This is a genomic window from Roseomonas marmotae (assembly GCF_017654485.1).
GTDB lineage: Bacteria > Pseudomonadota > Alphaproteobacteria > Acetobacterales > Acetobacteraceae > Pseudoroseomonas > Pseudoroseomonas marmotae.
Window position 1 is genome coordinate 17,793 of record NZ_CP061091.1, and the last position, 22,730, is coordinate 40,522.

Annotated in this window: 25 protein-coding genes; 12 read left to right on the forward strand and 13 right to left on the reverse strand. The window is 70.8% G+C overall.

Features of this window, described 5'->3' with window-relative positions:
* Positions 1-24: 24 nt before the first annotated feature.
* From IAI58_RS00095 to IAI58_RS00105, 3 genes are all read right to left on the reverse strand, one after another.
* Entirely contained in the window at positions 25-456 is a 432-nt protein-coding gene (locus tag IAI58_RS00095) for a hypothetical protein (RefSeq protein WP_207444703.1), read from the reverse strand.
* A gap of 229 nt (positions 457-685) precedes the next feature.
* On the reverse strand, positions 686-1,162 hold the full coding sequence (locus IAI58_RS00100; protein WP_207444702.1) for an MgtC/SapB family protein: 477 nt from the start codon (positions 1,160-1,162) through the stop codon (positions 686-688).
* A 38-nt stretch (positions 1,163-1,200) separates the two neighbouring features.
* Positions 1,201-2,118 carry a LysR family transcriptional regulator gene (locus tag IAI58_RS00105; protein ID WP_207444701.1) on the reverse strand — a complete coding sequence of 306 codons (918 nt, stop codon included), beginning with the start codon at positions 2,116-2,118 and terminating at the stop codon, positions 1,201-1,203.
* A 102-nt stretch (positions 2,119-2,220) separates the two neighbouring features.
* On the opposite strand from IAI58_RS00105, the gene IAI58_RS00110 reads away from it, so the two are divergent.
* Positions 2,221-3,216 (forward strand): aldo/keto reductase, encoded by a 996-nt coding sequence (locus tag IAI58_RS00110; protein WP_207444700.1) that lies wholly within the window; start codon positions 2,221-2,223, stop codon positions 3,214-3,216.
* A 39-nt stretch (positions 3,217-3,255) separates the two neighbouring features.
* Here the strand turns inward: IAI58_RS00110 and IAI58_RS00115 are convergent, their stop codons facing one another.
* The 6 genes from IAI58_RS00115 to cysQ all read right to left on the reverse strand — a co-directional run bounded on the left by IAI58_RS00115 (position 3,256) and on the right by cysQ (position 8,764).
* Entirely contained in the window at positions 3,256-4,323 is a 1,068-nt protein-coding gene (locus IAI58_RS00115) for an MFS transporter (protein WP_237182097.1), read from the reverse strand.
* Entirely contained in the window at positions 4,265-4,609 is a 345-nt protein-coding gene (locus IAI58_RS22940) for a hypothetical protein (RefSeq protein ID WP_237182096.1), read from the reverse strand. The genes IAI58_RS00115 and IAI58_RS22940 overlap by 59 nt, the downstream gene beginning before the upstream one ends.
* A 48-nt stretch (positions 4,610-4,657) precedes the next feature.
* Entirely contained in the window at positions 4,658-5,887 is a 1,230-nt protein-coding gene (locus tag IAI58_RS00120; protein ID WP_207444980.1) for an MFS transporter, read from the reverse strand.
* A 117-nt stretch (positions 5,888-6,004) separates the two neighbouring features.
* Positions 6,005-6,937 carry a DMT family transporter gene (locus tag IAI58_RS00125; protein ID WP_207444698.1) on the reverse strand — a complete coding sequence of 311 codons (933 nt, stop codon included), beginning with the start codon at positions 6,935-6,937 and terminating at the stop codon, positions 6,005-6,007.
* Between the two features lie 103 nt (positions 6,938-7,040).
* A complete protein-coding gene (locus IAI58_RS00130; RefSeq protein WP_207444697.1) occupies positions 7,041-8,003 on the reverse strand; it encodes an L-threonylcarbamoyladenylate synthase in 963 nt (320 codons plus the stop codon).
* Positions 8,000-8,764 (reverse strand): 3'(2'),5'-bisphosphate nucleotidase CysQ, encoded by a 765-nt coding sequence (gene cysQ, locus IAI58_RS00135; RefSeq protein WP_207444696.1) that lies wholly within the window; start codon positions 8,762-8,764, stop codon positions 8,000-8,002. The genes IAI58_RS00130 and cysQ overlap by 4 nt, the downstream gene beginning before the upstream one ends.
* Before the next feature lie 111 nt (positions 8,765-8,875).
* Here cysQ and IAI58_RS00140 point away from each other — a divergent pair, with 111 nt between their 5' ends.
* The 3 genes from IAI58_RS00140 to IAI58_RS00150 all read left to right on the forward strand — a co-directional run bounded on the left by IAI58_RS00140 (position 8,876) and on the right by IAI58_RS00150 (position 12,160).
* Entirely contained in the window at positions 8,876-10,417 is a 1,542-nt protein-coding gene (locus IAI58_RS00140; RefSeq protein WP_207444695.1) for a hypothetical protein, read from the forward strand.
* 60 nt (positions 10,418-10,477) lie between these two features.
* Entirely contained in the window at positions 10,478-11,422 is a 945-nt protein-coding gene (locus IAI58_RS00145; RefSeq protein ID WP_237182094.1) for a glycosyltransferase, read from the forward strand.
* A 255-nt stretch (positions 11,423-11,677) separates the two neighbouring features.
* On the forward strand, positions 11,678-12,160 hold the full coding sequence (locus tag IAI58_RS00150; protein ID WP_207444693.1) for a hypothetical protein: 483 nt from the start codon (positions 11,678-11,680) through the stop codon (positions 12,158-12,160).
* 15 nt (positions 12,161-12,175) lie between these two features.
* Here IAI58_RS00150 and IAI58_RS00155 read toward each other — a convergent pair whose 3' ends face one another.
* Positions 12,176-13,825: an MDR family MFS transporter gene (locus IAI58_RS00155; protein ID WP_237182883.1), complete on the reverse strand. Its 1,650-nt coding sequence runs from the start codon at positions 13,823-13,825 to the stop codon at positions 12,176-12,178.
* 195 nt (positions 13,826-14,020) lie between these two features.
* Between IAI58_RS00155 and IAI58_RS00160 the strand changes: the two genes are divergently transcribed.
* The 5 genes from IAI58_RS00160 to arsH all read left to right on the forward strand — a co-directional run bounded on the left by IAI58_RS00160 (position 14,021) and on the right by arsH (position 18,541).
* On the forward strand, positions 14,021-15,496 hold the full coding sequence (locus IAI58_RS00160) for a leucyl aminopeptidase (RefSeq protein ID WP_207444692.1): 1,476 nt from the start codon (positions 14,021-14,023) through the stop codon (positions 15,494-15,496).
* A 14-nt stretch (positions 15,497-15,510) separates the two neighbouring features.
* The gene (locus tag IAI58_RS00165) at positions 15,511-15,957 is read left to right on the forward strand and encodes a DNA polymerase III subunit chi (RefSeq protein ID WP_207444691.1); all 447 of its coding nucleotides are present in this window, start codon (positions 15,511-15,513) and stop codon (positions 15,955-15,957) included.
* Between the two features lie 43 nt (positions 15,958-16,000).
* Positions 16,001-16,423 (forward strand): arsenate reductase (glutaredoxin), encoded by a 423-nt coding sequence (arsC, locus tag IAI58_RS00170; protein ID WP_207444690.1) that lies wholly within the window; start codon positions 16,001-16,003, stop codon positions 16,421-16,423.
* 91 nt (positions 16,424-16,514) lie between these two features.
* Positions 16,515-17,825, forward strand: coding sequence for an arsenic transporter (locus tag IAI58_RS00175; RefSeq protein WP_207444689.1), 1,311 nt, complete (start codon positions 16,515-16,517; stop codon positions 17,823-17,825).
* A gap of 8 nt (positions 17,826-17,833) precedes the next feature.
* On the forward strand, positions 17,834-18,541 hold the full coding sequence (gene arsH / locus IAI58_RS00180; RefSeq protein WP_207444688.1) for an arsenical resistance protein ArsH: 708 nt from the start codon (positions 17,834-17,836) through the stop codon (positions 18,539-18,541).
* Between the two features lie 48 nt (positions 18,542-18,589).
* On the opposite strand, the gene IAI58_RS22945 is transcribed toward arsH, so the two are convergent.
* Positions 18,590-18,775: a hypothetical protein gene (locus IAI58_RS22945; protein ID WP_237182093.1), complete on the reverse strand. Its 186-nt coding sequence runs from the start codon at positions 18,773-18,775 to the stop codon at positions 18,590-18,592.
* A gap of 1 nt (position 18,776) precedes the next feature.
* Positions 18,777-19,061, reverse strand: coding sequence for a hypothetical protein (locus IAI58_RS22950; RefSeq protein WP_237182884.1), 285 nt, complete (start codon positions 19,059-19,061; stop codon positions 18,777-18,779).
* Positions 19,062-19,072: 11 nt separating this feature from the next.
* Here IAI58_RS22950 and IAI58_RS23230 point away from each other — a divergent pair, with 11 nt between their 5' ends.
* Positions 19,073-19,201, forward strand: coding sequence for a hypothetical protein (locus IAI58_RS23230; protein ID WP_272874731.1), 129 nt, complete (start codon positions 19,073-19,075; stop codon positions 19,199-19,201).
* A gap of 10 nt (positions 19,202-19,211) precedes the next feature.
* On the opposite strand, the gene IAI58_RS00190 is transcribed toward IAI58_RS23230, so the two are convergent.
* Positions 19,212-19,940 (reverse strand): SDR family NAD(P)-dependent oxidoreductase, encoded by a 729-nt coding sequence (locus IAI58_RS00190; RefSeq protein ID WP_237182885.1) that lies wholly within the window; start codon positions 19,938-19,940, stop codon positions 19,212-19,214.
* A 149-nt stretch (positions 19,941-20,089) separates the two neighbouring features.
* Here IAI58_RS00190 and IAI58_RS00195 point away from each other — a divergent pair, with 149 nt between their 5' ends.
* Both IAI58_RS00195 and IAI58_RS00200 read left to right on the forward strand, forming a co-directional pair.
* Positions 20,090-21,097 (forward strand): C-terminal binding protein, encoded by a 1,008-nt coding sequence (locus tag IAI58_RS00195; protein ID WP_207444686.1) that lies wholly within the window; start codon positions 20,090-20,092, stop codon positions 21,095-21,097.
* A gap of 250 nt (positions 21,098-21,347) precedes the next feature.
* On the forward strand, positions 21,348-22,691 hold the full coding sequence (locus IAI58_RS00200) for a glycosyltransferase family 4 protein (RefSeq protein WP_237182886.1): 1,344 nt from the start codon (positions 21,348-21,350) through the stop codon (positions 22,689-22,691).
* Positions 22,692-22,730: the final 39 nt, after the last annotated feature.

Sequence of the window (22,730 nt, forward strand, 5' to 3'; positions counted from 1 at the left end):
ACCCCATCTTTTTTCTTCGGGTTTTCAGAAGGGCAGCGGCGCAAGGTCGGGTTCCACCCAGTTGCGCCGCGCCGCCACGGAAAACAGCCGCTCCCGCGACCAATGGACCAGCATCCAGTCCCGCCGGCCCAGGGGGCTTTCCAGCAGCGCGTTGCAGGCGGCATGCAGCGGCATCCCGGCGGGAAGCCCGGCCAGGAAGAAGGCTGCGGCGCGCAGGGAGGCCAGGGTGATGGTCTCATGGTAGCCGCCGGTATCGGTGTTCGGCGTGCCGCTGGCCTCGTTATAGGCGCGGATCAGGCCAGGCATGTCCCGCTCCGGCACCAGATCCGGGCGGCGGGCGATGATCCAGACGGCGGCACCCACATGCGCGGCATGGGTCCAGGCTGACTTGGGCAGGCTGCACGCCATCACACCCTCCGCGATCCGGCGCAATTCCTCATCACGGGTGAAGCTCACGATATCCTCCTGCGGTGGAACAACACGGCGGGAGGCCGATACCTGCCAGGAGCCCCGCCGGGAAAGCGGCGGGTCCTGGCACTCGTGCTGAAGGGCGTAAGCGGGCCTAGCCCTGCTCCGCCCCGGTCGCGCGCGCCATCGCCGCCGGGATGCGGCGGGCTTGCTGCGGCAGCGGATGGGCGGTGGCGCGGGACATGGGCGGCATGTGGCAGCAGCACGGGTGGGGCTGTCAATCATGCCGCGCCTTGGTGTTGCCGGGCAGCCAGCGTTCCGCCACCCGCACCAGCGACAGCACGCACAGCCCCAGCGCCGTGGCGATGCAGGCCAGGGCCCATTGCCCCAGCCCGCCGGCAATGCCGATCGCCACCGCCAGGATGATGCTGCCGGCGCTGGTCAGGTTGTGCACGCCGCCCCGCCGCGTGAAGACCAGCCCGGCGCCGATGAAGCCCAGCGCCTGATACATCCCCTGCACCGTCCGCAGCGGGTCGGCGTCACCCCCGGCGGCGCGCACCATCTGGTGCAGCATCATGCCGGAGATCACCACCATGGCGGCGGCCAGCGCCAGGATGCCATGGGTGCGGATGCCGGCCGAGAAACCGCGCAGTTCCCGGTCCAGGCCCAGCACCATGCCCAGCAGCGTGGCACCGCCGAGGCGCAGCAGCAGTTCCAGCGTCGAGAGCGTGGCAGGATGCGCGGCCTGTTCCATTGGCGGTATAACGGCCCGGCAGGGCAGCGGGATGCCTCTCAGCCCGGCGCGCCGGGCCAGCGGCTTTCCGGCTCGTGCAGCAGGTCCACGAAGGCGCGCAGCGGCGCCGGCATGTGGCGCCGCCCGGCATAGTACAGGCAGGGGCCGGGGAAGCTCAGCCACCATTCCGGCAGCAGCGGCACCAGCCGCCCATCGGCCAGCAGCGGCGCCAGCACTTCCTCGAAGCCATAGATCAGTCCCAGCCCGTCGGTGGCAGCGGAGATTTCCAGCTCGATGCTATTGGCCCGCAGCGGCCCTTCCGGACTGACGCGCACCACCTGCCCCCCGCGCTCGAATTCCCAGGGCAGCGTGGTGCCGCTGAGGAAGCGGTGGCGGATGCAGCGATGCGCCAGCACCTCGCGCGGGTGCCCCGGCGTGCCATGCGCGGCCAGATAGGATGGTGCCGCCGCCAGCACATAACGCTGCCGGCGCGGCCCCAGCGGCACCGCGATCATGTCCCGCTCGATGCTCTCGTCGTAACGGATGCCGGCATCGCAGCCGGCGGCGAGCACGTCGACGAAACTGTCCTCCACCGTCAGCTCGAGCGCGACGCCGGGATAGCGGGCCAGGAAGCGGCCGGTGATGGGCGGCAGCACCACCCGCGCCACAATGCCCGGCACATTCAGCCGCAGGGTGCCGCTGGGGCTGCCGCGCAATCCGTTCAGCGCCTCCAGCGCCGCCGCGACCTCCCCCAGCGCGGGGCCGAGGCGCTCCAGCAACCGCTGCCCGGCCTCGGTGGGCGTCACGCTGCGGGTGGTACGGTTCAGCAGCCGCAGCCCGAGCCGTGCCTCCAGCCGCCGCACCGCCTCGCTGAGCGCCGAGGGAGAGGCGCCCCGGCCCGCCGCCGCGCCGCGGAAGGAGCGCGCCCGCGCCACCGCCGCGAAGGCTTCCAGGTCGGCAAGGGGAGGCTCGGCCATTGTGCGGAATCCTGTACAGCCCGTGCGGCAATGGCCGGATTATCGGGCAAATCCTGCCGGCGCATAAGGGCATTCCCCTTCATCGGCAGCAGGAGCGACCCGATGCAACACCGCACCCTCGGCCAGCACGGCCCCAGCGTTTCCGCCCTCGGGCTCGGCTGCATGGGCATGTCCGGCACCATGTATGGCCCCGCCGACCGGGCCGAGAGCATCGCCACCATCCATGCGGCATGCGACGCCGGCATCACGCTGCTGGATACCGGCGACTTCTACACCATGGGCCATAACGAGATGCTGATCGGCGAGGCGCTGCGCGCTATCCCGCGCGACAGCATCCAGCTCAGCGTGAAGTTCGGTGCCCTGCGCGACCCCGCCGGCAACTGGATCGGCTATGACGCCCGCCCGGCGGCGGTGAAGAACTTCCTGGCCTATACGCTGCAACGGCTGGGCGTGGATTACATCGACATCTACCGTCCTGCCCGCCTCGACCCCGCCGTGCCGATCGAGGAGACGGTGGGCGCCATCGCCGATATGGTGCGGGCTGGCTATGTGCGCCACATCGGCCTTTCCGAGGTCGGAGCCGAGACCATCCGCCGCGCCGCCGCCACACACCCGATCTGCGACCTGCAGATCGAATATTCCCTGATCTCACGCGGCATCGAGGAGAGCATCCTGCCCGCCTGCCGCGAGCTCGGCATCGGCGTCACCGCCTATGGCGTGCTGTCACGCGGGCTGATCAGCGGCCACTGGCAGCCCGGCGGCACCGCGCCCGATGACTTCCGCGGCCAGAGCCCCCGGTTCCAGCAGGGCAATGTGGAACGAAACCTGCAACTGGTGGAAGCCTTGCGCGGCGTGGCGGAGAGCAAGGGCGCCAGCGTGGCGCAGATCGCCATCGCCTGGGTGGCGGCGCAGGGGCGGGATATCGTTCCCCTGGTCGGTGCCCGCCGCCGCGACCGCCTGGCCGAGGCCCTGGGCGCGCTGGATGTGGCGCTGGCGCCTGCCGACCTCGCCGCCATCGAGGCCGCCGTGCCCAGGGGCGCCGCCGCCGGCGACCGCTACGCGGCGGCGCAGATGGCGCATCTGGACAGCGAGCGGTAGCGGCCAGCGCGGCGCCGCCCCGCCTCAACCCTCGCCGGGCTAGGCCCGCGCCATCTCCCGCCGCGCCCCCACTGGAGCCCGGGTGCCGCGCAGCGACTGCCCCGCGCTCTCTGCCAGGAAGAGCAGCGCCACCATGCCGATCAGGCATGCCCCCATCATGTAGTAGGCCGGCATGATGGGGTCGCCCGTGCGCTCGATCAGCCAGGAATTCACCATCGGCGCCGTGCCGCCGAACAGAGAGGTGGAGACGTTATAGGCGACGGCGAAACCGGCGAAGCGCACCGCCGTCGGGAACATCGCCGGGAAGGTGGCGGAGATCGTCGCCAGCTGCGGCGCATAGAGCAGGCCCAGCGCCGCGAAGCCGAGGATGGCGCCGGCGAAGCTCGCTTCCATCAGGTGGTAGAGCGGGATCACCAGCACGAAGAGCCCCACCAGCGAGAACCACCACATCGGCTTGCGCCCCCAGCGGTCCGACAGCGCGCCCGCGAAGGGCAGCAGCACCATCATGAAGAGCATGCCGACGATCGGCACGAACAATGCCTGCTGCGTCGTCAGCCCCAGCCGGCGTTCCAGATAGGTCGGCATGTAGCTGAGCAGCGTGTAGTTCACGACATTCAGCGCGACGACCATCCCGCTCATCACCAGCAGCGGCTTCCAGTAATCGCGCAGCAGCGTGCCAAGCCCGGTGGAAGCGCCGCCTTCGGCACCCGCCGCCTCCATCTCCTGGAAGACCGGCGTGTCCTCCATCCTGGAGCGCAGATACATGCCGATCAGCCCCATCGGCCCCGCGATCAGGAAGGGCAGCCGCCAGCCCCAGTCGCGCATCGCCTCCTCGCCCAGCGCCAGGGAGAATCCCAGCATCAGCAGCGCGCCGAAGGAGAAGCCAGCCAGCGTGCCCACTTCCAGAAAGCGGCCGTAGAATCCACGATGTTTGTCTGGCGCGTATTCCGCCATGAAGGTGGCGGCGCCGCCGTATTCGCCGCCCGTGGAAAAGCCCTGGATCATCCGCAGCACGATCAGGATGCCGGTGGCCCAGAGCCCGATGCTGTCATAGGACGGGATCAGGCCGACGCAGAAGGTCGCGCCCGCCATCATCAGGATGGTCATGGCCAGCACCGACTTGCGCCCCGAGGCGGTCGCCCAGCGGCCCCCAGAAGAAGCCGCCCAGCGGGCGGACCAGGAAGGAAATGGCGAAGGTGGCCAGCGCGAAAAGCGTTGCCTCCGCCGCCTCCCCCGGAAAGAGCGCCGCGGAGATATAGACCACGCCATAGGCATAGATGCCGTAGTCGAACCATTCCGTGGCATTGCCCACCGCCGAGGCGGTGACCGCGCGCCGCAACACGCTCCGGCTGGGTTCCGCCGCCACGCGGCCGGATCTCGTTTCCTCTGGCACAGGCTGTCTCTCCTATTATGCAGGCGCGCGGCAGCGGGCCTCGCAGGTTCAGGATTTCTCCTCGGAAAGCGGGTCGAGCCCGACCGACATCGGCGTCGTATGCGGCAGGGCCTGGTAGGATTGCTGCAGTTCGCCGGGCGGGGCCGGGCGTGCCGCCAGGCGCCACAGCCCGAAGCCGACCGTGCCGGCCGCGCAGATGGCGATGAACAGATAGAGGCCTGAGATGCCGAACAGCGCGATGCTGGCCGCCCCCGCCATCGGCCCCGCCGCCGCGCCGACCGAATAGACCAGCACCAGCCCGGCGCTGGCGCCCACCCGCTGCGCATTCGTCAGGCGGTCATTGGTATGCGCGACGCAGAGCGGGTAGAGCGCGAAGCTCAGCCCGCCGAAGAGGCAGCCCAGCAGCAGCAGCAGCGTGTCCGGCTGGCCCAGCAGCATGATGGCCAGCGCCACCGCGGCCGTGCCGGTGAAGACGCCGAGGATGACGCTGCGCCGGTCGAAGCGGTCCGACAGCCAGCCGAGCGGCCATTGCAGCGTGACGCCGCCCAGGATCACCGCGCTCATGAAGGCCGCCGTGCCGGCGAGGTCGAAGCCGATGCGCCGCGCATGCACAGCGCCCAGGCCGTAGAAGGCGCCCAGCATCAACCCCGTGACCGCCGCCCCCACCATCCCCAGCGGCGAGGCCGCGTAGAGGCTGCGCATGGGCATGGCCTGGAAATCCCCCAGCACCGGGCTGGCGGACCGGGTCAGCGAGATCGGCAGCACGGCGATGGAGAGCAGGATCGAGGCCAGCAGGAAGGGACGCGATGGGGCGCCCTCGCCGAGGTTCAGCAGGAACTGCCCCAGCCCCTGCCCGGCATAGAGCGCGATCATATAGGCGGCGAGCACCGAACCGCGCGAGGAAGGCTCGGCGCGGTCGTTCAGCCAGCTTTCCAGACAGACATAGACGCCGGCGAGGCAGAAGCCGTCGATCAACCGCAGCGCCGCCCAGAGCCCCACCGACTGATAGAGCGCGTAAGCCAGGGTGCTGGCCGAGAGCAGCGAGACGAAGCAGGCGAAGGCGCGGATATGGCCGACGCGGCGGATCACCCCGGCGGCCAGCAGCGAGCCCAGCGTCAGCCCGAGGAAATAGGCGGAGCCAACCAGGCCGATCAGCGGCGCGCCCGCCCCGGCGCCCTCCAGCCGCACGCTGACCAGCGTCGGCATGAAGCCGCCGCCGGCCATCAGGATGAATATGGAAATGAGAAGACTTCGGACCGGCCGCACCGCGCTGAACATCACGGGCCAACGGACCTCGCCCGCCTGGGTTGCGCCATCTTTACCTTCCGCGTGAGAAACCTGGCCTGGGCCGTATCCCGGCCGGGGTGCGATGGCCAGGGCGGCAGGCCAGGGGCCTTACCGCCGCATCGCGATGGCCGCCGCCGCCAGCATCAGCGCGGCCCCCAGCACCTGCCGGATGCCCAGCGGCTCCCCGAAGACCAGGGCGCCCAGCACAAGCGCCACCACCGGCGAGACGAAGGCATAGAGCCCGGCACGGGCCGAGCCCCAGTTCCGCATCAGCCGCAGGTAGATCGTATAGGCGACGAAGGTGCCGAAGATGACCATGAAAGCGAGGCTGGCCAGCACCTCCGGCTGCCCCAGTGCCGCCAGGGTGCCGGGCGAGACCGGCTCCAGCAGCAGGGTCAGCGCCACCAGCCCCGCCCCGCCCGTCAGCGCCTGGGCGCCGGTCAACTGGAAGGCGCCGGCATGGTCGAGCAGCGGCCGCGACAGCACAGAGCCCAGGCAGTAGCAGAGGCTGCCCAGGATGATCGCCAGCACGCCCCAGAGTTCCATGGCGCCGCCCCGCAGGCCCATCCGGTCGAAGAACAGCGCGGCGAGCCCGGCCACGCCCAGCAGCAACGCCAGGGCATGTCGCCAGGAAGGCTTCTCTTCCCCCCGCAGCAGGGCCAGCCCATAGAGGCCGATGGCGATCATGGTCAGGTTGACCAGACCGGCGATGCCGGAGGCGACATGCTGCATGCCCCAGAGCAGCGGCGCATAGGTTCCGGTATTCACCAGCAGCCCGGTCAGCAGCACGCGCCTGCCCAGAGGCCCGCGCAGCAGCCCCAGCACACCGGGCGCGATGGCCAGGAACAGCGCCGATACCAGCACGTAGCGCAGCGCCGCGAAGAGGATGGGCGGCATGACGGTGATGCCGGTCTTCGCCACCACCCAGGTTGTGCCCCAGATCAGCGACATCGCCAGGAACAGCCCGAGATCGACCCCGGGGCGGGGCTTTTCCCGCAGGCTTACAGGCAGCGGGGCCGGCGGGGCGGTGGTATCTTTCACGGCGGCGTCCTCCGGCCTGCGCCCCGTATCCCTAGCGCCGCCGCACGCCAGGGTCATTCCGAATTGTTTTGATGCCGCCTATCAATAATCCTGCTGATGCGCCTTAGCGCGGCGCCGCGGCGCGCCGCAGCCGGTCGTTGATGGCGGCACCCAGGCCGTGTTCCGGCACCGGCATGGCGGCGATGCCATTCAGCCCGCGCTTCCCGCCTTCCTCATCCAGCCAGCGCAGCCCGGCGAAGAGGCGGGAAGCCGCCTCCACCAGGTCGCCGCCCTCGCTCAGCTGCCAGACCAGCCCGGCGCCTGGCAGCGGCGGGCCGAAGGCCAGCAGCGCCTCGTCCGCCGCCACGTCCCGCGCCCCCAGCCGCACCGGCAGGCCGGGCGCGTAGTGGGAGAGCAGCATGCCCGGGGAGGGCCGCGCCGCTTCCTCCGCCATCTCGCCCGCCACGGCCAGCGGGCCGATCTCGGCCTCCAGCACCTCGCGCGAGAGGCCACCGGGGCGCATCAGCGTGGCACGGGGGGTGCTGAGGTCCAGCACCGTGCTCTCCAGGCCCACTTCGCAGGGCCCGCCATCCAGCACCGCCGCGATCCGCCCCTCCAGCCCCGCCAGCACATGCGCGGCCGTCGTGGGCGAGACCTGGCCGGAGCGGTTGGCCGAGGGCGCCGCCACCGGCACCCCCGCCTGCCGCAGCAGCGCCCGCGCCAGGGGATGCGCCGGCACCCGTACCGCCAGGGTCGGCAGCCCGGCGCCGGTCAGCGGGTCGATGCGGCTCTCCGGCCGGCGCGGCAGCACCAGGGTCAGCGGCCCCGGCCAGAAGCGCGCGGCCAGGTGCCGGGCGCGGTCATCGGCCGCCACTTCCGCGAAAGCGGCCTCGGGCTCGGGGAAATGGCTGATCAGCGGGTTGAAGCTCGGGCGCCCCTTGGCGGCGAAGACCGCCGCCACCGCGCGACCGTCCCGCGCATTGGCGCCCAGGCCATAGACCGTCTCGGTCGGGAAGGCGACCAGCTCCCCCGCCCGCAGCAGCGCGGCGGCGCGGGACAGGTCGGCGGGGGTCAGGACCTCCGTCATGCCCGGCCCCGGCAGAGGAAGGGCGGGTTCTCCCAGCCCGGCTTGCCATAGGCCAGCGGCGTCACGCCATCCATCTGCGTGCAGCGGCCGCCGGCGGCCAGCAGCACCGCCTCGGGCGCCGCCGTGTCCCATTCCATGGTGCGGCCGAAGCGGGGATAGAGATCACCCACCCCCTCCGCCAGCCGGCAGAACTTCACGGCCGAGCCGATTTCCCGCAGCTTCGCCACCCGGTGGCCCTCCAGGAAGGCGGTCAGGCGCGGGTCGCCGGCATAATGGCGGCTGGCGAAGACGGTGATGCCATCGGCCGGCGCCTGCCGCGCGGCGATGGCGCGGTGTCCCGCCGCATCCTCCTTCCAGGTGCCCTGGCCGATGATGCCGCTGAACAGCTCTCCATGCGCCGGCAGGGCCACCACACCCAGATGCGGCCGCCCCTTCACCACCAGGCCGATATTGACCGTGAAATCCTCCCGCCCCGCGGCGAATTCCCGCGTGCCGTCCAGCGGGTCCACCGACCAGAAGCGCTCCCCCACCTCCGGCATGGCGCCGGCCGAGCATTCCTCCTCCGCCACCACGGGAATGCCGGGGGCGGCGGCGCGCAGCCCCTCCAGGATGATGCCCTCCGCCAGCCGGTCGGCGGCGGTGACGGGGCTCATGTCGTTCTTCTGCTCCACCGCGAAGCCGGCCTGCCGGACCGAGAGGATGGCGGCGGCGGCGCTGCGCGCCAGGCGGGTGGCGAGGGCCAGGAGATCTGCGTCGGTCATCTTCCCGCTTTACGGCAATCCGGGCGCCACAGGAACGGTGGCGTCGCCTCGGTTGACACACGCCGGGGGATGGCCTCCAACCCATGTCGATTGACTCAAGGATGCGTGAGTATGCCGAGCGACCGGCCCCTCTTCTCTCAGTCGCCGCGCTTTGACGCCTGGGGCCTGGTCAATGCCGCCATCGCGCGGCCGGAATGGACTGGCGCGGCGCTGCTGGTGGTCCTCTATGCCTGGAGCTACTTCTCCCTGCCGCCACTGCCGGGCAATGACGCGGCGCATGCGCTGGGCTGGCTGGGCTGGTTCGACCAGAGCCGACACCTGGAGAGCGCCCGGGCCCTGGCCCAGGGCGACCTGAGCCCGGCCCGGCACTGGTATCCGCTGGGCTATGCGCTGCTGACGGCTCCTTTCGCCCTCTGGAGCCCCGGCCACTCCTTCGTGGTGGTGAACCTCGCCTCCCTGCTGCTCTGCTATGCCGGCTTCCTGGCCTTCAGCGCCCGGGCGGGGGTGGCACCGGGCTGGGCGGCACTGGTCTTCCTCTTCAGCCTGCTGGTGCCGGGACCTTTCCTCGGCCAATGGACGATCCCTTGGAATACCTCGCCCACCAGCGCGCTGATCTGGCTGCTGCTGGCGCAGGTGGCGGCGCATCTGCAAGGCGCGCGCCGGCCGTTGCCCATCGGGTTGCTGGCGGCCGCCATCCCGCTGATCCGCCCGACCGAGGCGCTGGTGGCCGCGCTCTGCGTGCTGGCCGCCATCCTCTCCGACCTGCGCCACCGGCCCCGCCACCCGTTGCGCGACCTCGGGCTGCTGCTGCTGGGCGGGCTGCTGCCCGTCGTGGCCTATGCCGCGCTGCACCTGCGCATCTACGGCTTCCAGCCCAGCCCCTACATGCTGGCCTCGCGGGAGATGGGCTTCTCCTTCCACGCTCTCGGCCTGAAGGCCTATACCCTGCTGCTGGACCCCGCCCCCTGGTTCCAGGATGGCCGGGGCCTGCTGCAACGGGCACCATATCTGGCACTGGCGCTGGCCGGCGGCGTGGTGGCCTGGGCACATAGCCGGCTGCTCGGGCTGCTGGCCCTGCTGATCGCCGTCCATACCGGCCTCTACCTGGCCTATACCGACCTGCTGCCCACCGGCTTCTGGCGCTTCCTGAACTACCACTATTTCAAATGGGCCATCCCCGGCGCGACGCTGCTCGGCTTCGTGCTGCTGCGGGACCTGCTGCGCTGGCGCCGCGCGCCGGCCTTCCCCCTGGCGCCGCTCGCGCTGCTGCTCTCGCTGCCGCTGCTCAGCCTGCATCTGCTGCCCGAGCGGCAGGCGGAGGATGCGCCGGCCCGCATGATCTTCTTCCCCGGCACGCCGCAGGACTGGTCCGAGGTCTATTTCGGCCGCTTCGCGCTGCGGGATGCCGAGGGCGAGATGCACAATTTCCGGGAAATGCGCGTCATGCCCGTTCCCGGCGGCTTCCGCGTCTTCGCCCTGCGCCGTCCCTTCCAGGGGCCGGTCCAGTGGGTCGCGCCGCCCGCCGGCCTGCAGGCCGGTGCGGCACCCGAATATTACGGCGCCCTGCCAGGGCTGGGCCGGCCCTGCTGGCTGAGGCTGCGGGGCTGCCCGCGGCTGGACAACCCGCTCCTGCCGCCGGCACCGAGATACTAGACTGCCCCTTCCACCCTTGCCTGCATGGACCGCCGCCCCGGCGGCCGGAAAGCCGAGTTGATGCCCCAGCCGCCCCGCATTGCCGTCCTGATCCCCTGCCACAACGAGGAGGTCGCCATCCAACAGGTGGTCGCGGGTTTCCGCGCCGCGCTGCCGGATGCGGTCATCTATGTCTACGACAACAATTCCACGGACCGGACGAAGGAAGTGGCCGCCGCCGCCGGTGCCGTGGTGCGGACCGAGCGGCTGCAGGGCAAGGGCAATGTCGTGCGGCGGATGTTCGCGGATATTGAGGCCGACGCCTATCTGCTGGTCGATGGCGACGGCACCTACGACCCCGCCGATGCGCCGGCCATGGTCCGCATGCTTTTCGACGACCGCCTGGACATGGTGAACGGCGTGCGCGTGACGGAGGCCGAGGCCGCCTATCGCCCGGGCCACCGCCTCGGCAACCGGGTGCTGACGGGCATGGTGCGCTTCGCCTTCGGCGACCACATCACCGACATGCTCTCGGGCTACCGCTGCTTCTCCCGCCGCTTCGTCAAGTCCTTCCCCGCCCTGGCGCGGGGCTTCGAGACGGAGACGGAATTCACCGTGCATGCGCTGGAGCTGCGCCTGCCCGTGGGCGAGATCCGCACCGCCTATTGCGAGCGGCCCGAGGGCTCTGAATCCAAGCTGCGCACCTACCGCGACGGCTTCCGCATCCTCTACACCATCGTCACCCTGCTGAAGCGGGAGCGGCCGCTGGCCTTCTTCGGTAGCTTCTCCCTGCTCTTCCTGCTGCTCTTCCTGAGCTTCTTCATCCCGGTGCTCGAAGGCTACCTCGCGACCGGCCTGGTGCCGCGCCTGCCGACCTTCGTGGCCTCCGTCGCCAACCTCTTCCTCTCGGCTCTCTCCCTGAGCTGCGGGCTGATCCTGGACACCGTGACCCAGGGGCGGCGGGAGGCGAAGCGCGTCGCCTATCTGGCCATGCCCGCGCCGCGCTGGCCCGGCGCCTCCGACTGAACGGCCGGGTAGCACCTCATTTCAGGATGATTTCAAAACCATTTTTATTTATAAGTAAATAATTCGGTCAACGAACACATCTATTGGAAGGCGGGCGGCAGATGAAGAAGCTTGTTGCCCACACCCGCCTCATGTCTTACCCGTTACAATTCCATTTTGCGGAAACATACGGGTTTGATTACTTCGTCATCGCGTGAGATTCTTCATGCTGCCCTGGATGGGCTCCGCCCGGGCTACGGGAAGGCCTCCCAGGCCTTGGACAAGCTCCCGGCGGCGATCTACGTAACCAACGCGGAAGGCGTTGTTATTTATTATAATAGCGCCTGTGTTGCTTTTGCCGGCCGCACCCCGCGCATCGGCCAGGACATCTGGAGCATCACCTGGAGGCTCTTCACGGAGAATGGCGAGCCCCTCCCCCTTGACCAGTGCCCGATGGCCGTGGCGATCCGCGAGAGGCGCGCCGTCAGGGGAGTCAGGGCCGTGGCCGCGCGCCCGGATGGCTCCTATGTGCGCTTTCAGCCCCACCCCACGCCGCTGTTCGACGAGGGGGGAAATCTCCTCGGCGCCGTCAACCTCCTCCAGCTCGATGCCACAGGCCCGAAGCAGGCGCACAGCCTCCGCGCGAAGGCCGCGAAATACCGCCAGTTCGTGAACCTCATGCCCGCCCACCGCAGCGCCCTGCTCTCCATGGCCGAGGAGTATGACGAGAAGGCGCTCAGGATCGAGCGGCAGAACTGACCGGCGCCGCCCCGCTCATGCCGGCTTGTCGTCGAGCTGGTCGCGCAGCTTCTGCTCCGGCAGGCCGAGCACCAGCAGGAAGGCCACGGTCATCACCACGCCGCTGAGCAGGAAGCAGCCGGTCAGCGCCGTGCGATAGGCGTCGGAAACCGCGGCCTGCTGCGCCGCCGTCAGATGCGACAGCGCCTGGACCCCATGCTCGGTGATGACGCCGACATCGACGCCGGCCCCGCCCGAGGCAGAATGCAGCCGTTGCGACATGATGGTGCCGGAGGCCGCAACCCCCACCGCGCCGCCCAGGGAGCGCGCGAAGGTCATGGCCCCCGTGGCCGCGCCCAGTTCCTTATGCGCCACGGCATTCTGCACGGCGGTGGTCAGGTTGGGCATGCCCATGCCCATGCCCAGCCCCAGCAGGCCCATCGACACCAGGAAGAGCGCCGGCGCCGCCGCCATCCAGGCGAAGAGCGCGAGGCTGGCCAGCGCCACGGCCTCCAGCCCCAGCCCCGCCAGCAGGAAGGGCTTGTTCCGCCCGAGGCGGGAGACGATCCGCCCGCCGATGACGGAGGTCAGCACCATGCCCGTCACCTGCGGCAGCAGCATCGCCCCGGCCTGCGCCGGCTCCATCTCCAGCACCAGCTGGAAGTAGAGCGGCAGGAAGACGGTGGAGCCCAGCATGGCGAAGACCATCATGCCGCCCACCGCCACCCCGCGCGCGAAGATGGCATTGCGGAACAGCGCCAGCCGGATCAGCGGCTCCTCCACCCGCAGTTCCCACCACAGGAAGATGCCGAAGAGCACGACCGTCAGCGCGACCATCGCCGCCGAGGCGGCCGAGGCCCAGGGGAATTCCGTCCCGCCCCAGGCCAGCAGCAGCAGCAGCGAGGCGGTGGAGCCAGCCAGCAGCGCGGCGCCGAGGTAGTCGATCCTGCGCGTCCTGCCGCCGCTGCCCTGAGGCTTCAGCCCGGCGGCGATCAGCGCCAGCGCCACGATGCCGATGGGCAGGTTGACGTAGAAGACCCAGCGCCAGGACAGCGCCTGGGTGATGAAGCCGCCGAGCAGCGGCCCGGCCACGCTGGCGAGGGCGAAGGTGCCGGTGAAGAGCCCCTGGTAGCGCGGGCGCTGCCGTGGCGGCACCATATCCCCCACCGCCGCCTGCGCCAGCACCAGCAGCCCGCCCGCGCCCAGGCCCTGCAAGGCGCGGAAGGTGATCAGCTGCCCCATGCTCTGCGCGGCGCCGCTGGCGAAGGACCCCGCCAGGAACAGAAGGATGGCCACGAAGAACAGCCGCCGCCGGCCATAGAGGTCCGACAGCTTGCCATAGAGCGGCGTGGTGACGGTGGAGCAGAGCATGAAGGCCGTCACCACCCAGGAGATATGGGCCATGCCGCCCAGGTCCCCCACCATGCGCGGCAGCGCGGTGTTGACGATGTTCTGATCCAGCGCCGCCAGGCACATGGTCAGCAGCGCGCCGGCCATCACGATCCGCAACGGGCCACGCACCGGCCCGGGAGGCGGCGCCACGCCGGGGGGGGCGGAGGCCGCGGCGGCGCTGGCCTCCGGCCGGTGTCCGGCCGTATGCACTCCAGCCTGTGCCGTGGAGTCGTCATCCCCTGCCACGGGGGCGAGATCCTCGTCCCGTGCCGCGGGCACCTGATGGTCGCGCACCCGCGATCCTCCCTCTGATTCGTGGATCTTCTCAGGCACCAAACGCTGCCGCGCGGCAGGGGTTCAGCACCCGCATCCGCTCTACCACCGGCCCAGGCCCGCCCCAAGAGCATGGCACCCCCATGGCCGCCATGGCGCATTGGCCCTGGCGTGACTATCCTTCCCTTCCTGACCCCACCACCGACGGAATCCCCGATGACCGACATCCTCTTCGTCAAGCCCGTCCTCCCCCGGGCCGGTGCCCTGGTGCTGCCGCTGGCGGAGGGGTTCACGCTCGATGGCCTGGCGAAGCAGGCGGATGAGGCGACGGGCGGCGCCATCTCGCGCGGGCTGGAGGCCGCGGGCTTCAAGGGCAAGAAGGGCCAGGCCACCACGCTCTGGGCGCCGGGCGGGCATCTCTCCCGCGTCGTGGCCGTGGGCCTCGGCGCCCCCGGCGGCGGCATGGGGGCGGCGGAGGCCGCGGGCGGCGCCGCGCTGCCCCTGATCGCCTCCGAGGTCGAGGCCACCGTGGCCGCCGAGTCGCTGCCGGCGGAGGAGGCCGCGGGCCTCGCCCTGGCGCTGCGCCTGCGCGGCTACCGCTTCGACCGCTACCGCACCAAGGAAAGCGCGGAGGACAAGCCCAAGCTGGTCCGCGTGACCATCGCGGTGCCGGATGTCGCCGCCGCCAAGGCCGCGCATGCGCCGCTTTCCGCCATCGCCGACGGCGTCTTCCTGACGCGCGACCTGGTCAGCGAGCCGCCGAATGTCCTCTACCCCGCCGAGATGGCGGAGCGCTGCCGCGGGCTGGAGAAGCTCGGCGTCACCGTCGAGGTCCTGGGCCCGGCCGAGATGGAGAAGCTCGGCTTCGGCGCGCTTCTGGGCGTGGCCCAGGGTTCGGCGCGCGAGGCGCGGATGGTGGTGATGCAGTGGAAGGGCGCGGCGGATGACGCGCAGCCCGTGGCCTTCATCGGCAAGGGCGTGACCTTCGACACCGGCGGCATCTCCATCAAGCCGGCCGGCGGCATGGAGGACATGAAATATGACATGGCCGGCGCCGGCACCGTCATCGGACTGATGGCGGCGCTGGCCGGACGCAAGGCGAAGGTCAACGCGGTCGGCCTGGTCGGGCTGGTGGAGAACATGCCCTCCCACAACGCCCAGCGCCCCGGCGACGTGGTGACCACCTGTTCCGGCCAGACGGTCGAGGTCATCAATACCGATGCCGAGGGCCGGCTGGTGCTGGCCGATGTCCTCTGGTACGCGCAGCACCGCTTCAAGCCGCGCTTCATGGTGGATCTGGCGACGCTGACCGGCGCCATCGTCGTCGCGCTGGGGCATGAGCATGCGGGCATGTTCAGCAATGACGACACCCTCGCCACGCAGCTGTCCGGGGCCGGGCAGGCGGTGGGCGAGAAGGTCTGGCGCATGCCGCTGGGCGAGGCCTACGACAAGGCGCTGAAATCCGACATCGCGGACATGAAGAACGTGGGCGGCCGCCCCGGCGGCTCCATCACCGCCGCGCAGTTCCTGCAGCGCTTCATCGACACCAAGGACGGCGCCATGCCCTGGGCGCATCTGGACATCGCCGGCACCGCCTGGGCCAGCAAGGACGGCGCCACCGTGCCGAAGGGCGCCACGGCCTTCGGCGTGCGCCTGCTGGACCGGCTGGTGGCCGAGCATTACGAGGGCTGAGCACCGGACCGGCCATGACTGAGATCGGCTTCTACCACCTGACCCGCACCCCCATGGAGGCGGCGCTGCCCAGGCTGCTGGGCCGCGTGCTCTCCCAGGACGGCCGCGCCGTGGTGCGGGTGGGGGAGCCGGAGCGGCTGGCCGCGCTGGATACCAGCCTCTGGCTCTGCGCCGACCCGGACTGGCTGCCGCATGGCACGCCGCAGACCGGGAATGCCGACCTGCAGCCGATCTGGCTGACCACGGAGGACGAGGCGCCCAACGGCGCCCGCTTCCTCTTCCTGGTGGATGGCGCGGACAGCGCGCGGCTCGGGGAATACGACCGCGTCTTCGACCTCTTCGATGGCCAGGACGAGGCCGCCACCGCCGCCGCCCGCCGCCGCTGGTCCGCCGCCCGCGCCGCCGGTCATGTCCTGACCTACTGGCAGCAGGGCGCGCGCGGCTGGGAAAAGAAGGCCTGAGCCAGCCGCGCTGGCCCCGCCGCTGACCACGGAGATCCATCCCTTGGACGTCACCATCTTCCACAACCCGGCCTGCGGCACCTCCCGCAATACCCTGGCCATGATCCGCAATGCCGGCATCGAGCCGCGCGTGGTCGAATACCTCAAGACCCCGCCGGGCCGGGCGGAGCTGGTGGATCTGATCGCCCGCGCCGGGCTGACGGCCCGCGGGCTGCTGCGCCAGAAGGGCACGCCCTATGCCGAGCTGGGCCTCGATGACCCCGCGCTGACGGACGACCAGCTGCTGGACGCCATGCTGGCCCATCCCATCCTGATCGAGCGCCCGCTGGTGGCGACGCCGCTGGGCGTGCGCCTCTGCCGCCCTTCCGAAAAGGTGCTGGACATCCTGCCTCAGCCGCAGCGTGGCGCCTTCACCAAGGAGGACGGCCAGGCCGTGACCGATGACCAGGGCCGCCGCCTGAGCTGACCGCCCGCCCCCGCCATCCTTCCGCACCGCCGCCCCGCGCGCAGGGCGGCGGCCTGCCCGCGCGCGCCTTCACCCGAGAACACCCCCGCCCATGCTGGCCCTGGCCATCTTCCTCGTCACCCTCACCTTCGTCATCTGGCAGCCGCGCGGCCTCGGCATCGGCTGGAGCGCGATGGGCGGCGCCGCCCTGGCCCTGCTGACCGGCGCCATCGGCTGGGCCGATGTGCCCGTGGTCTGGGACATCGTCTGGGACGCCACCTTCACCTTCGTCGCGCTGATCGTCATCTCCCTGCTGCTGGACGAGGCCGGCTTCTTCCAGTGGGCCGCGCTGCATGTGGCGCGCTGGGGCGGCGGGCGCGGGCGGGTGCTGTTTCCGCTGCTGGTCGTGCTGGGCGCCATCACCTCGGCCTTCTTCGCCAATGACGGCGCGGCGCTGCTGCTGACGCCCATCGTCGTCGCCATCCTGCTGCGGCTGGACTTCCCGCCCGCCGCGACGCTGGCCTTCGTCGTCGCCACCGGCTTCGTGGCGGATACCACCAGCCTGCCGCTGGTGACCTCCAACCTCGTCAACATCGTCTCCGCCAACTACTTCGGCATCAGCTTCAACGACTATGCGGCGGTGATGGTGCCGGTGAACCTCGTCTCGCTGGCGGCCACGCTGGGCGTGCTCTGGCTGGCCTATCGCCGGCAGGTGGCGCTGCATTACCCGCTCGACAAACTGGAAGCGCCGTCCAGCGTCATTCGCGACCGGCTGGTCTTCCGCGCCGCCTTCCCGCTGCTCGCGGTGCTCTTCATCGCCTATTTCGTGCTGGGCCCGATGGGCGTGCCGGTGGCGGTGGTCACGGGCGCGGCGGCGGCCATCCTGCTGGTGCTGGCGGCGCGCTGGCACAATGGCGGCGGCGCCGTGCTGCCCATCGCCCGCGTGATGCGCGAGGCCCCCTGGCAGATCGTCATCTTCTCCCTGGGCATGTATCTGGTGGTCTATGGCCTGCGGAATGCCGGGCTGACCGATCATCTGGCGGCAGTGCTGGTCTGGCTGGCCGGGCATGGCCCCTGGGCCGCCACCATCGGCACCGGCTTCGGCGCCGCCCTGCTCTCCTCCGTCATGAACAACCTGCCGGGCGTGCTGCTGGGCGCGCTCTCCATCGAGCAGGCGCATGGCATCCCCGAGCAGACGCGGGCGCTGATGATCTATGCCAATGTCATCGGCTGCGACCTCGGCCCGAAATTCACGCCGATCGGCAGCCTCGCCACGCTGCTCTGGCTGCATATCCTGGCGCGCAAGGGCATCCGCATCAGCTGGGGCCAGTATATGCGCGTGGGCCTGGCCATCACGCCGCCGGTGCTGCTGGTGACGCTGGCGGCGCTGGCCTTCTGGCTGCCGCTGGTCGAAGGAAGCTGAGAAGGACCATGACCGAGCACCCCATTCCATCCATGCCCGCACTGCGCGCCGACCTGCTGGCGCCGCCCGACCCCGCGCGGCTGGAACCCGCCCGCCGCGCGCAGCACCCGCCACGCATCCTGCTGCTCTATGGCTCGCTGCGCGAACGCTCCTACAGCCGCCTGCTGGTGGAGGAGGCGGAGCGCCTGCTGCGCCTGATGGGGGCGGAGACCCGCATCTTCGACCCGCGCGACCTGCCGGTGGCCAATAGCGTGCCGAAGGACCACCCGAAGGTGCGGGAGCTGCGCGAGCTCTCCCTCTGGTCCGAGGGCCAGGTCTGGTGCAGCCCGGAAGTGCATGGCGCCATCACCGGGGTCTTCAAGAACCAGATCGACTGGCTGCCGCTCTCGGATGGCGCGGTCCGCCCGACCCAGGGCCGCACCCTGGCGGTGATGCAGGTCTCCGGCGGCTCGCAGAGCTTCAATGCCGTCAATACGCTGCGCCTGCTGGGACGCTGGATGCGGATGGTCACCATCCCCAACCAGTCCAGCGTGCCCAAGGCCTATGAGCAGTTCGACGAGGCCGGACGGATGCTGCCCGGCCCGCTCTATGACCGCGTGGTGGATGTGATGGAGGAGCTGCTGCGCTTCACTTGGCTGCTGCGCGACCGCGCCGACTACCTGGTGGACCGCTATAGCGAGCGGAAGGCCGCCTTCAGGCTGCCGGACGCGCTGTGAGAGAACGGGGTTCCGCCAGCTCCGGCGGAATCCCGTTCGCCTGCCGGGTCAGGCGGCCAGGGCTTCGTCCGCCGGGCCGAAGAACTCGTAGCGGATGCGCGCCGCCGGCACGCCCAGCCGTGTCAGGCCCTCGACGAAAAGCCGCAGGAAGGGGCGCGGCCCGCAGAGGTAGTAATCCGCCTCCGCCACCGGCGTATTCGCCTTCAGCCAGTCCAGAGTGATCCGCCCCTCCACGTCATAGTCGTGGCCCTTCCGGTCTCCGGGTCACGGCGATCCGGCCGCCGGAAGCCGCCGCCAGCGCACGGGCTTCGGCGCCCAACGCATGGGTCGCGCCGGACTGCGTGCCATGGACGAAATGGATGGGCGCCGCCTCCGGCATGGCCGCCGCGGCCTGCATCATGCTCATCAGCGGGGTCTGGCCGACGCCGCCGCTCAGCAGCACCAGCGGCCGCTCGGGCCGGCTGGCCAGGAAGAACTCGCCGGCCGGCGCCGCCACCTTCAGCACCGCGCCCGGCCGCACTGGCCGCCTTCATGGCGGTGCTGGACAGCAGGACCCTGGCCGACCTGCTGGCGCAGGACAGCGCGACCCTGGCCCTGCGCCTCGGCCTCACCCCGCCCGATGTCCCGCCGCGCATCACCATCGGCGGGACTGCCGGCTGACGCGGGCTGGCTAGATCACCAGCCCCCCGTTCACATGCAGCACCTGCCCCGTGACATAGCCGGCGGCGGGCGAAGCCAGGAAGGCGATGGCCGCCGCCACCTCCTCCGGCAGTCCGATCCGCCCGAGCGGGATGCGGGAAAGCATGGCCTGCCGCGCCGCCTCGTCCACCGCCGCATGGGCCTGGGCATCCTTGCGGATATAGCCGGGGGAGACGGCATTCACCGTCACCGCCGGCGCCCATTCCACCGCCAGCGATTTCACCAGCGCTTCCACCCCCGCCTTGGCGGCCGCCGTGGCGGGGAACAGCGTCGAATCCGGCCGGAAGCTGTGCGCGACGAAGGAGGAGACGGCGACGAAGCGCGGCGCCTCCCCCCGCGCCAGCAGCGGCCCCGCCGCCCGCGCCAGCCGCAGCAGCGCCCAGAGCACCGTGTCCTGCGTGCGGGCGAAGCCCTCATCCGTCAGGCTCATCACCGGCGTGCGGTCAGCGAAGCCGGCATTGGAGACGACGACATCCAGCCCGCCCAGCGCCCCGGCGGCCTGCTCCACCAGCGCCTCGGCCGCGCCGGGCCGCGCCAGGTCGGACAGCAGCACATGCGCCTCCGCCCCCGCCTCCCGCGCCGCGGCGGCGACGCGCTCGGCACCTTCCCGGTTGCCGCGGGCATGGACGGCCAGCCGCACTCCCGGCGCCGCCAGCGCCCGGCATGTGGCGGCGCCGATGCCGCTCGAACCGCCCGTCACCAAGATCGCCCGTCCCGCCATGCCCCGCTCCCGCGCCTGTTCCCCGGCAGGATAGGCTGGCTGCCTTGCGCCCCCAAGTGGCCCCGCCCATGCTGCCGCGCCGGGCCCAAAGCCGGCCCAGCGCAAGAATCGCAGGAGGAGACAAGCGGATGCTGACAGTGCTGGAGCCGGAACGGCTCTACCCCGATACCGCCGAGGAACAGCGCATCCTGGGCCCGGATGTGCGGGTGCTGCATGGCGGCGGCGAAGGCTCCATCGCCCAGCTGCCCGATGAGGTCTGCGCCGAGGTGGACGGGCTGTTCGTCTTCCGCAACTGGCTGAGCGCCGCCGATATCGCCCGCTTCCCGAAGCTCAGGGTCGTGGTCCGCATGGGCGTCGGCTACGACCGGCTGGACCGCGCCGCCCTGGCCGCGCGCGGCGTGAAGGTCTGCAACGTGCCGGATTACGGCACCACCGAGGTCGCGGACCACGCCATCACCCTGGCGCTGGCGCTGCGGCGCGGCATCACGATGCATCACGACCTGCAGCGGGCCGATCCGCCGGCCCCCTGGGCCTATGTCGCCACCCCCATCCACCAGCGGATGGGCGACCAGACCTACGGCATCCTCGGCCTCGGCCGCATCGGCACCGCCGTCGCGCTGCGCGCCAAGGCCTTCGGCTGCCGCGTGGTCTTCCATGACCCCTATCTGCCCAATGGCGTGGAACGCGCCCTCGGGATCGAGCGGGCGCGGACGAAGGAGGAGCTGCTGGCCCGCTCCAACATCCTCTCCCTGCATGCGCCGCTGACGCGCAACACCCGCGGCCTCGTGGGGGAGAAGGAGCTGCGGACCCTGCCGGCCGGCGCCGTGGTGGTGAACACCGCCCGCGGTCCGATGCTGGATATCGAAGCCCTTTATAATGTGCTGCGTGACGGCCACCTGGCGGCGGCGGGGCTGGATGTCATCCCGGACGAGCCGCCGGTCGAGCCCATTCCCCGCCTGCTGGCGGCCTACCGGGCGCGCGAGGCCTGGCTGGAAGGGCGCCTGATCATCACCCCCCACAGCGCCTTCTACACGCCGCAGGCCTATGGCGACATCCGCACCAAGAGCGCCGAGACCATGCGGGACGTGTTGCTGGAAGGAGTTGGCAGCAATGTGATCACGCCAGAGATGGATTGACGAAATGCAATTATTTCGCATCCGGAGTTTTCCAACGTTACGAAAAGCTACTGGCACTACAGGATATTTTTACGCGTAAGGAAAAAAACCGCCCTTCCACACCTCATCTCTGGCCCCCTGCCCGCCTACACGCTCCGGTAGATGTGTTCGCATGTGCAGCATGTTATGTGCGACTAGGCTTCGGCTTACGGATTTTTTACGTGTAGCCCGTCTGGTGGCGGCTGGGAGTGAATGGAGGATAGCGGTGCATGTGATCCTCGACGTATCCCGGCTTCTGATATGTGGATGGCGTCAGACTCCCTCGGGTATCGACCGGGTGGAGCTGGCTTATGCGCGGCGCTGGCTCCAGGTCCCCGTCAGGGATCGCAGCTTCGTCGCGCAGGACCTGCGGGGCGGCTTCGCCCTGCTGCCGCCCGGGCTGGTGGCGGAGCTGACCGCCGCCCTCTCCGCCGCATGGTCGGGCAGCGCGGGGCACCAGGATGCCGCGCGCCAGGCCCGGCGCCTGGGCATCCAGGCCCGTGGACGCCTGCTGCTCGGCCTCGGGCGGCGGGAACTGGGGCGGCTGCTCGGCGGCGGTCGGCGCCTCGTCTTCCTGCTGGTCTCCCACCGCTCGCTCGAGCGGCGCGAGCCGATCGAGGCCATGCGCCAGGCCGGCGCGGCCTTCGTGCCGCTGATCCACGACATCATTCCCGTCACGCACCCGGAATATGCCCGCCCCGGCCATGCCGAGACGCACCGGTGCCGCATGGCCAATACGGGTGCGCTGGCCGACGGCATCATCGTCAATTCGGCGGCGACGGCGCAGGCGCTGCTCCCCTTCCTGACCAAGCGCAGCCCCGCGCCGCCGATCCTGGCGGCGCCGCTGGGCATCGAGGCCGTGCCTGCCCCGCCCACCACGCCCATGGTCAACGGGCGCCCCTATTTCGTCACCCTCGGCACCATCGAGCCGCGCAAGAACCACCTGCTGCTGCTGCATCTCTGGCGCGACCTGGCCAAGCTCGGCCTGCCGGCCCAGGCCATGCCCCGGCTGGTCATCGTCGGGAAGCGTGGCTGGGAGAACGAGAATGTCATCGACATCCTCGAGCGCTGCACGGCGCTGGAAGGCGTGGTCGAGGAAGCCGGGCAGTTGCCGGACCGCGAGGTCACGGCGCTGATGCGCGGCGCCCGCGCCCTGCTCTTCCCCTCCTTCGCCGAGGGATATGGCCTGCCGCTGGCCGAGGCCCTGGCCCTGCGCGTGCCCGTCGTCTGCTCCGACCTGCCGGCCCTGCGCGAGGTGGGCGAGGAGGTGCCGGACTACCTGGACCCGCTGGACGGCTCCGCCTGGCGCGCGGCCGTGCAGGACTATGCCCAGTCCGGCAGCCCGCGCCGGGCAGCGCAGATGGCAAGGATGGCCACCTGGCGGGCACCCGGATGGGACGAGCACTTCGCCCAGGTGGACGATCTTCTGGCCCATGTGGCCGAGCCGGAGCGTCATGCCGCGCCACGGTCCGGCCGCTCCGGGCAGGTCCCCCTGCCCGCCCCCCAGCAGCGTCCCACGGCACGACCCGCCGCCCTCGGCCCGGGTCTGGCCGCCTTCCGGGATACCGTGTCATGAGCGGCACTTGGCATCCCGGCCTTACTGGCTGGTTTCTCC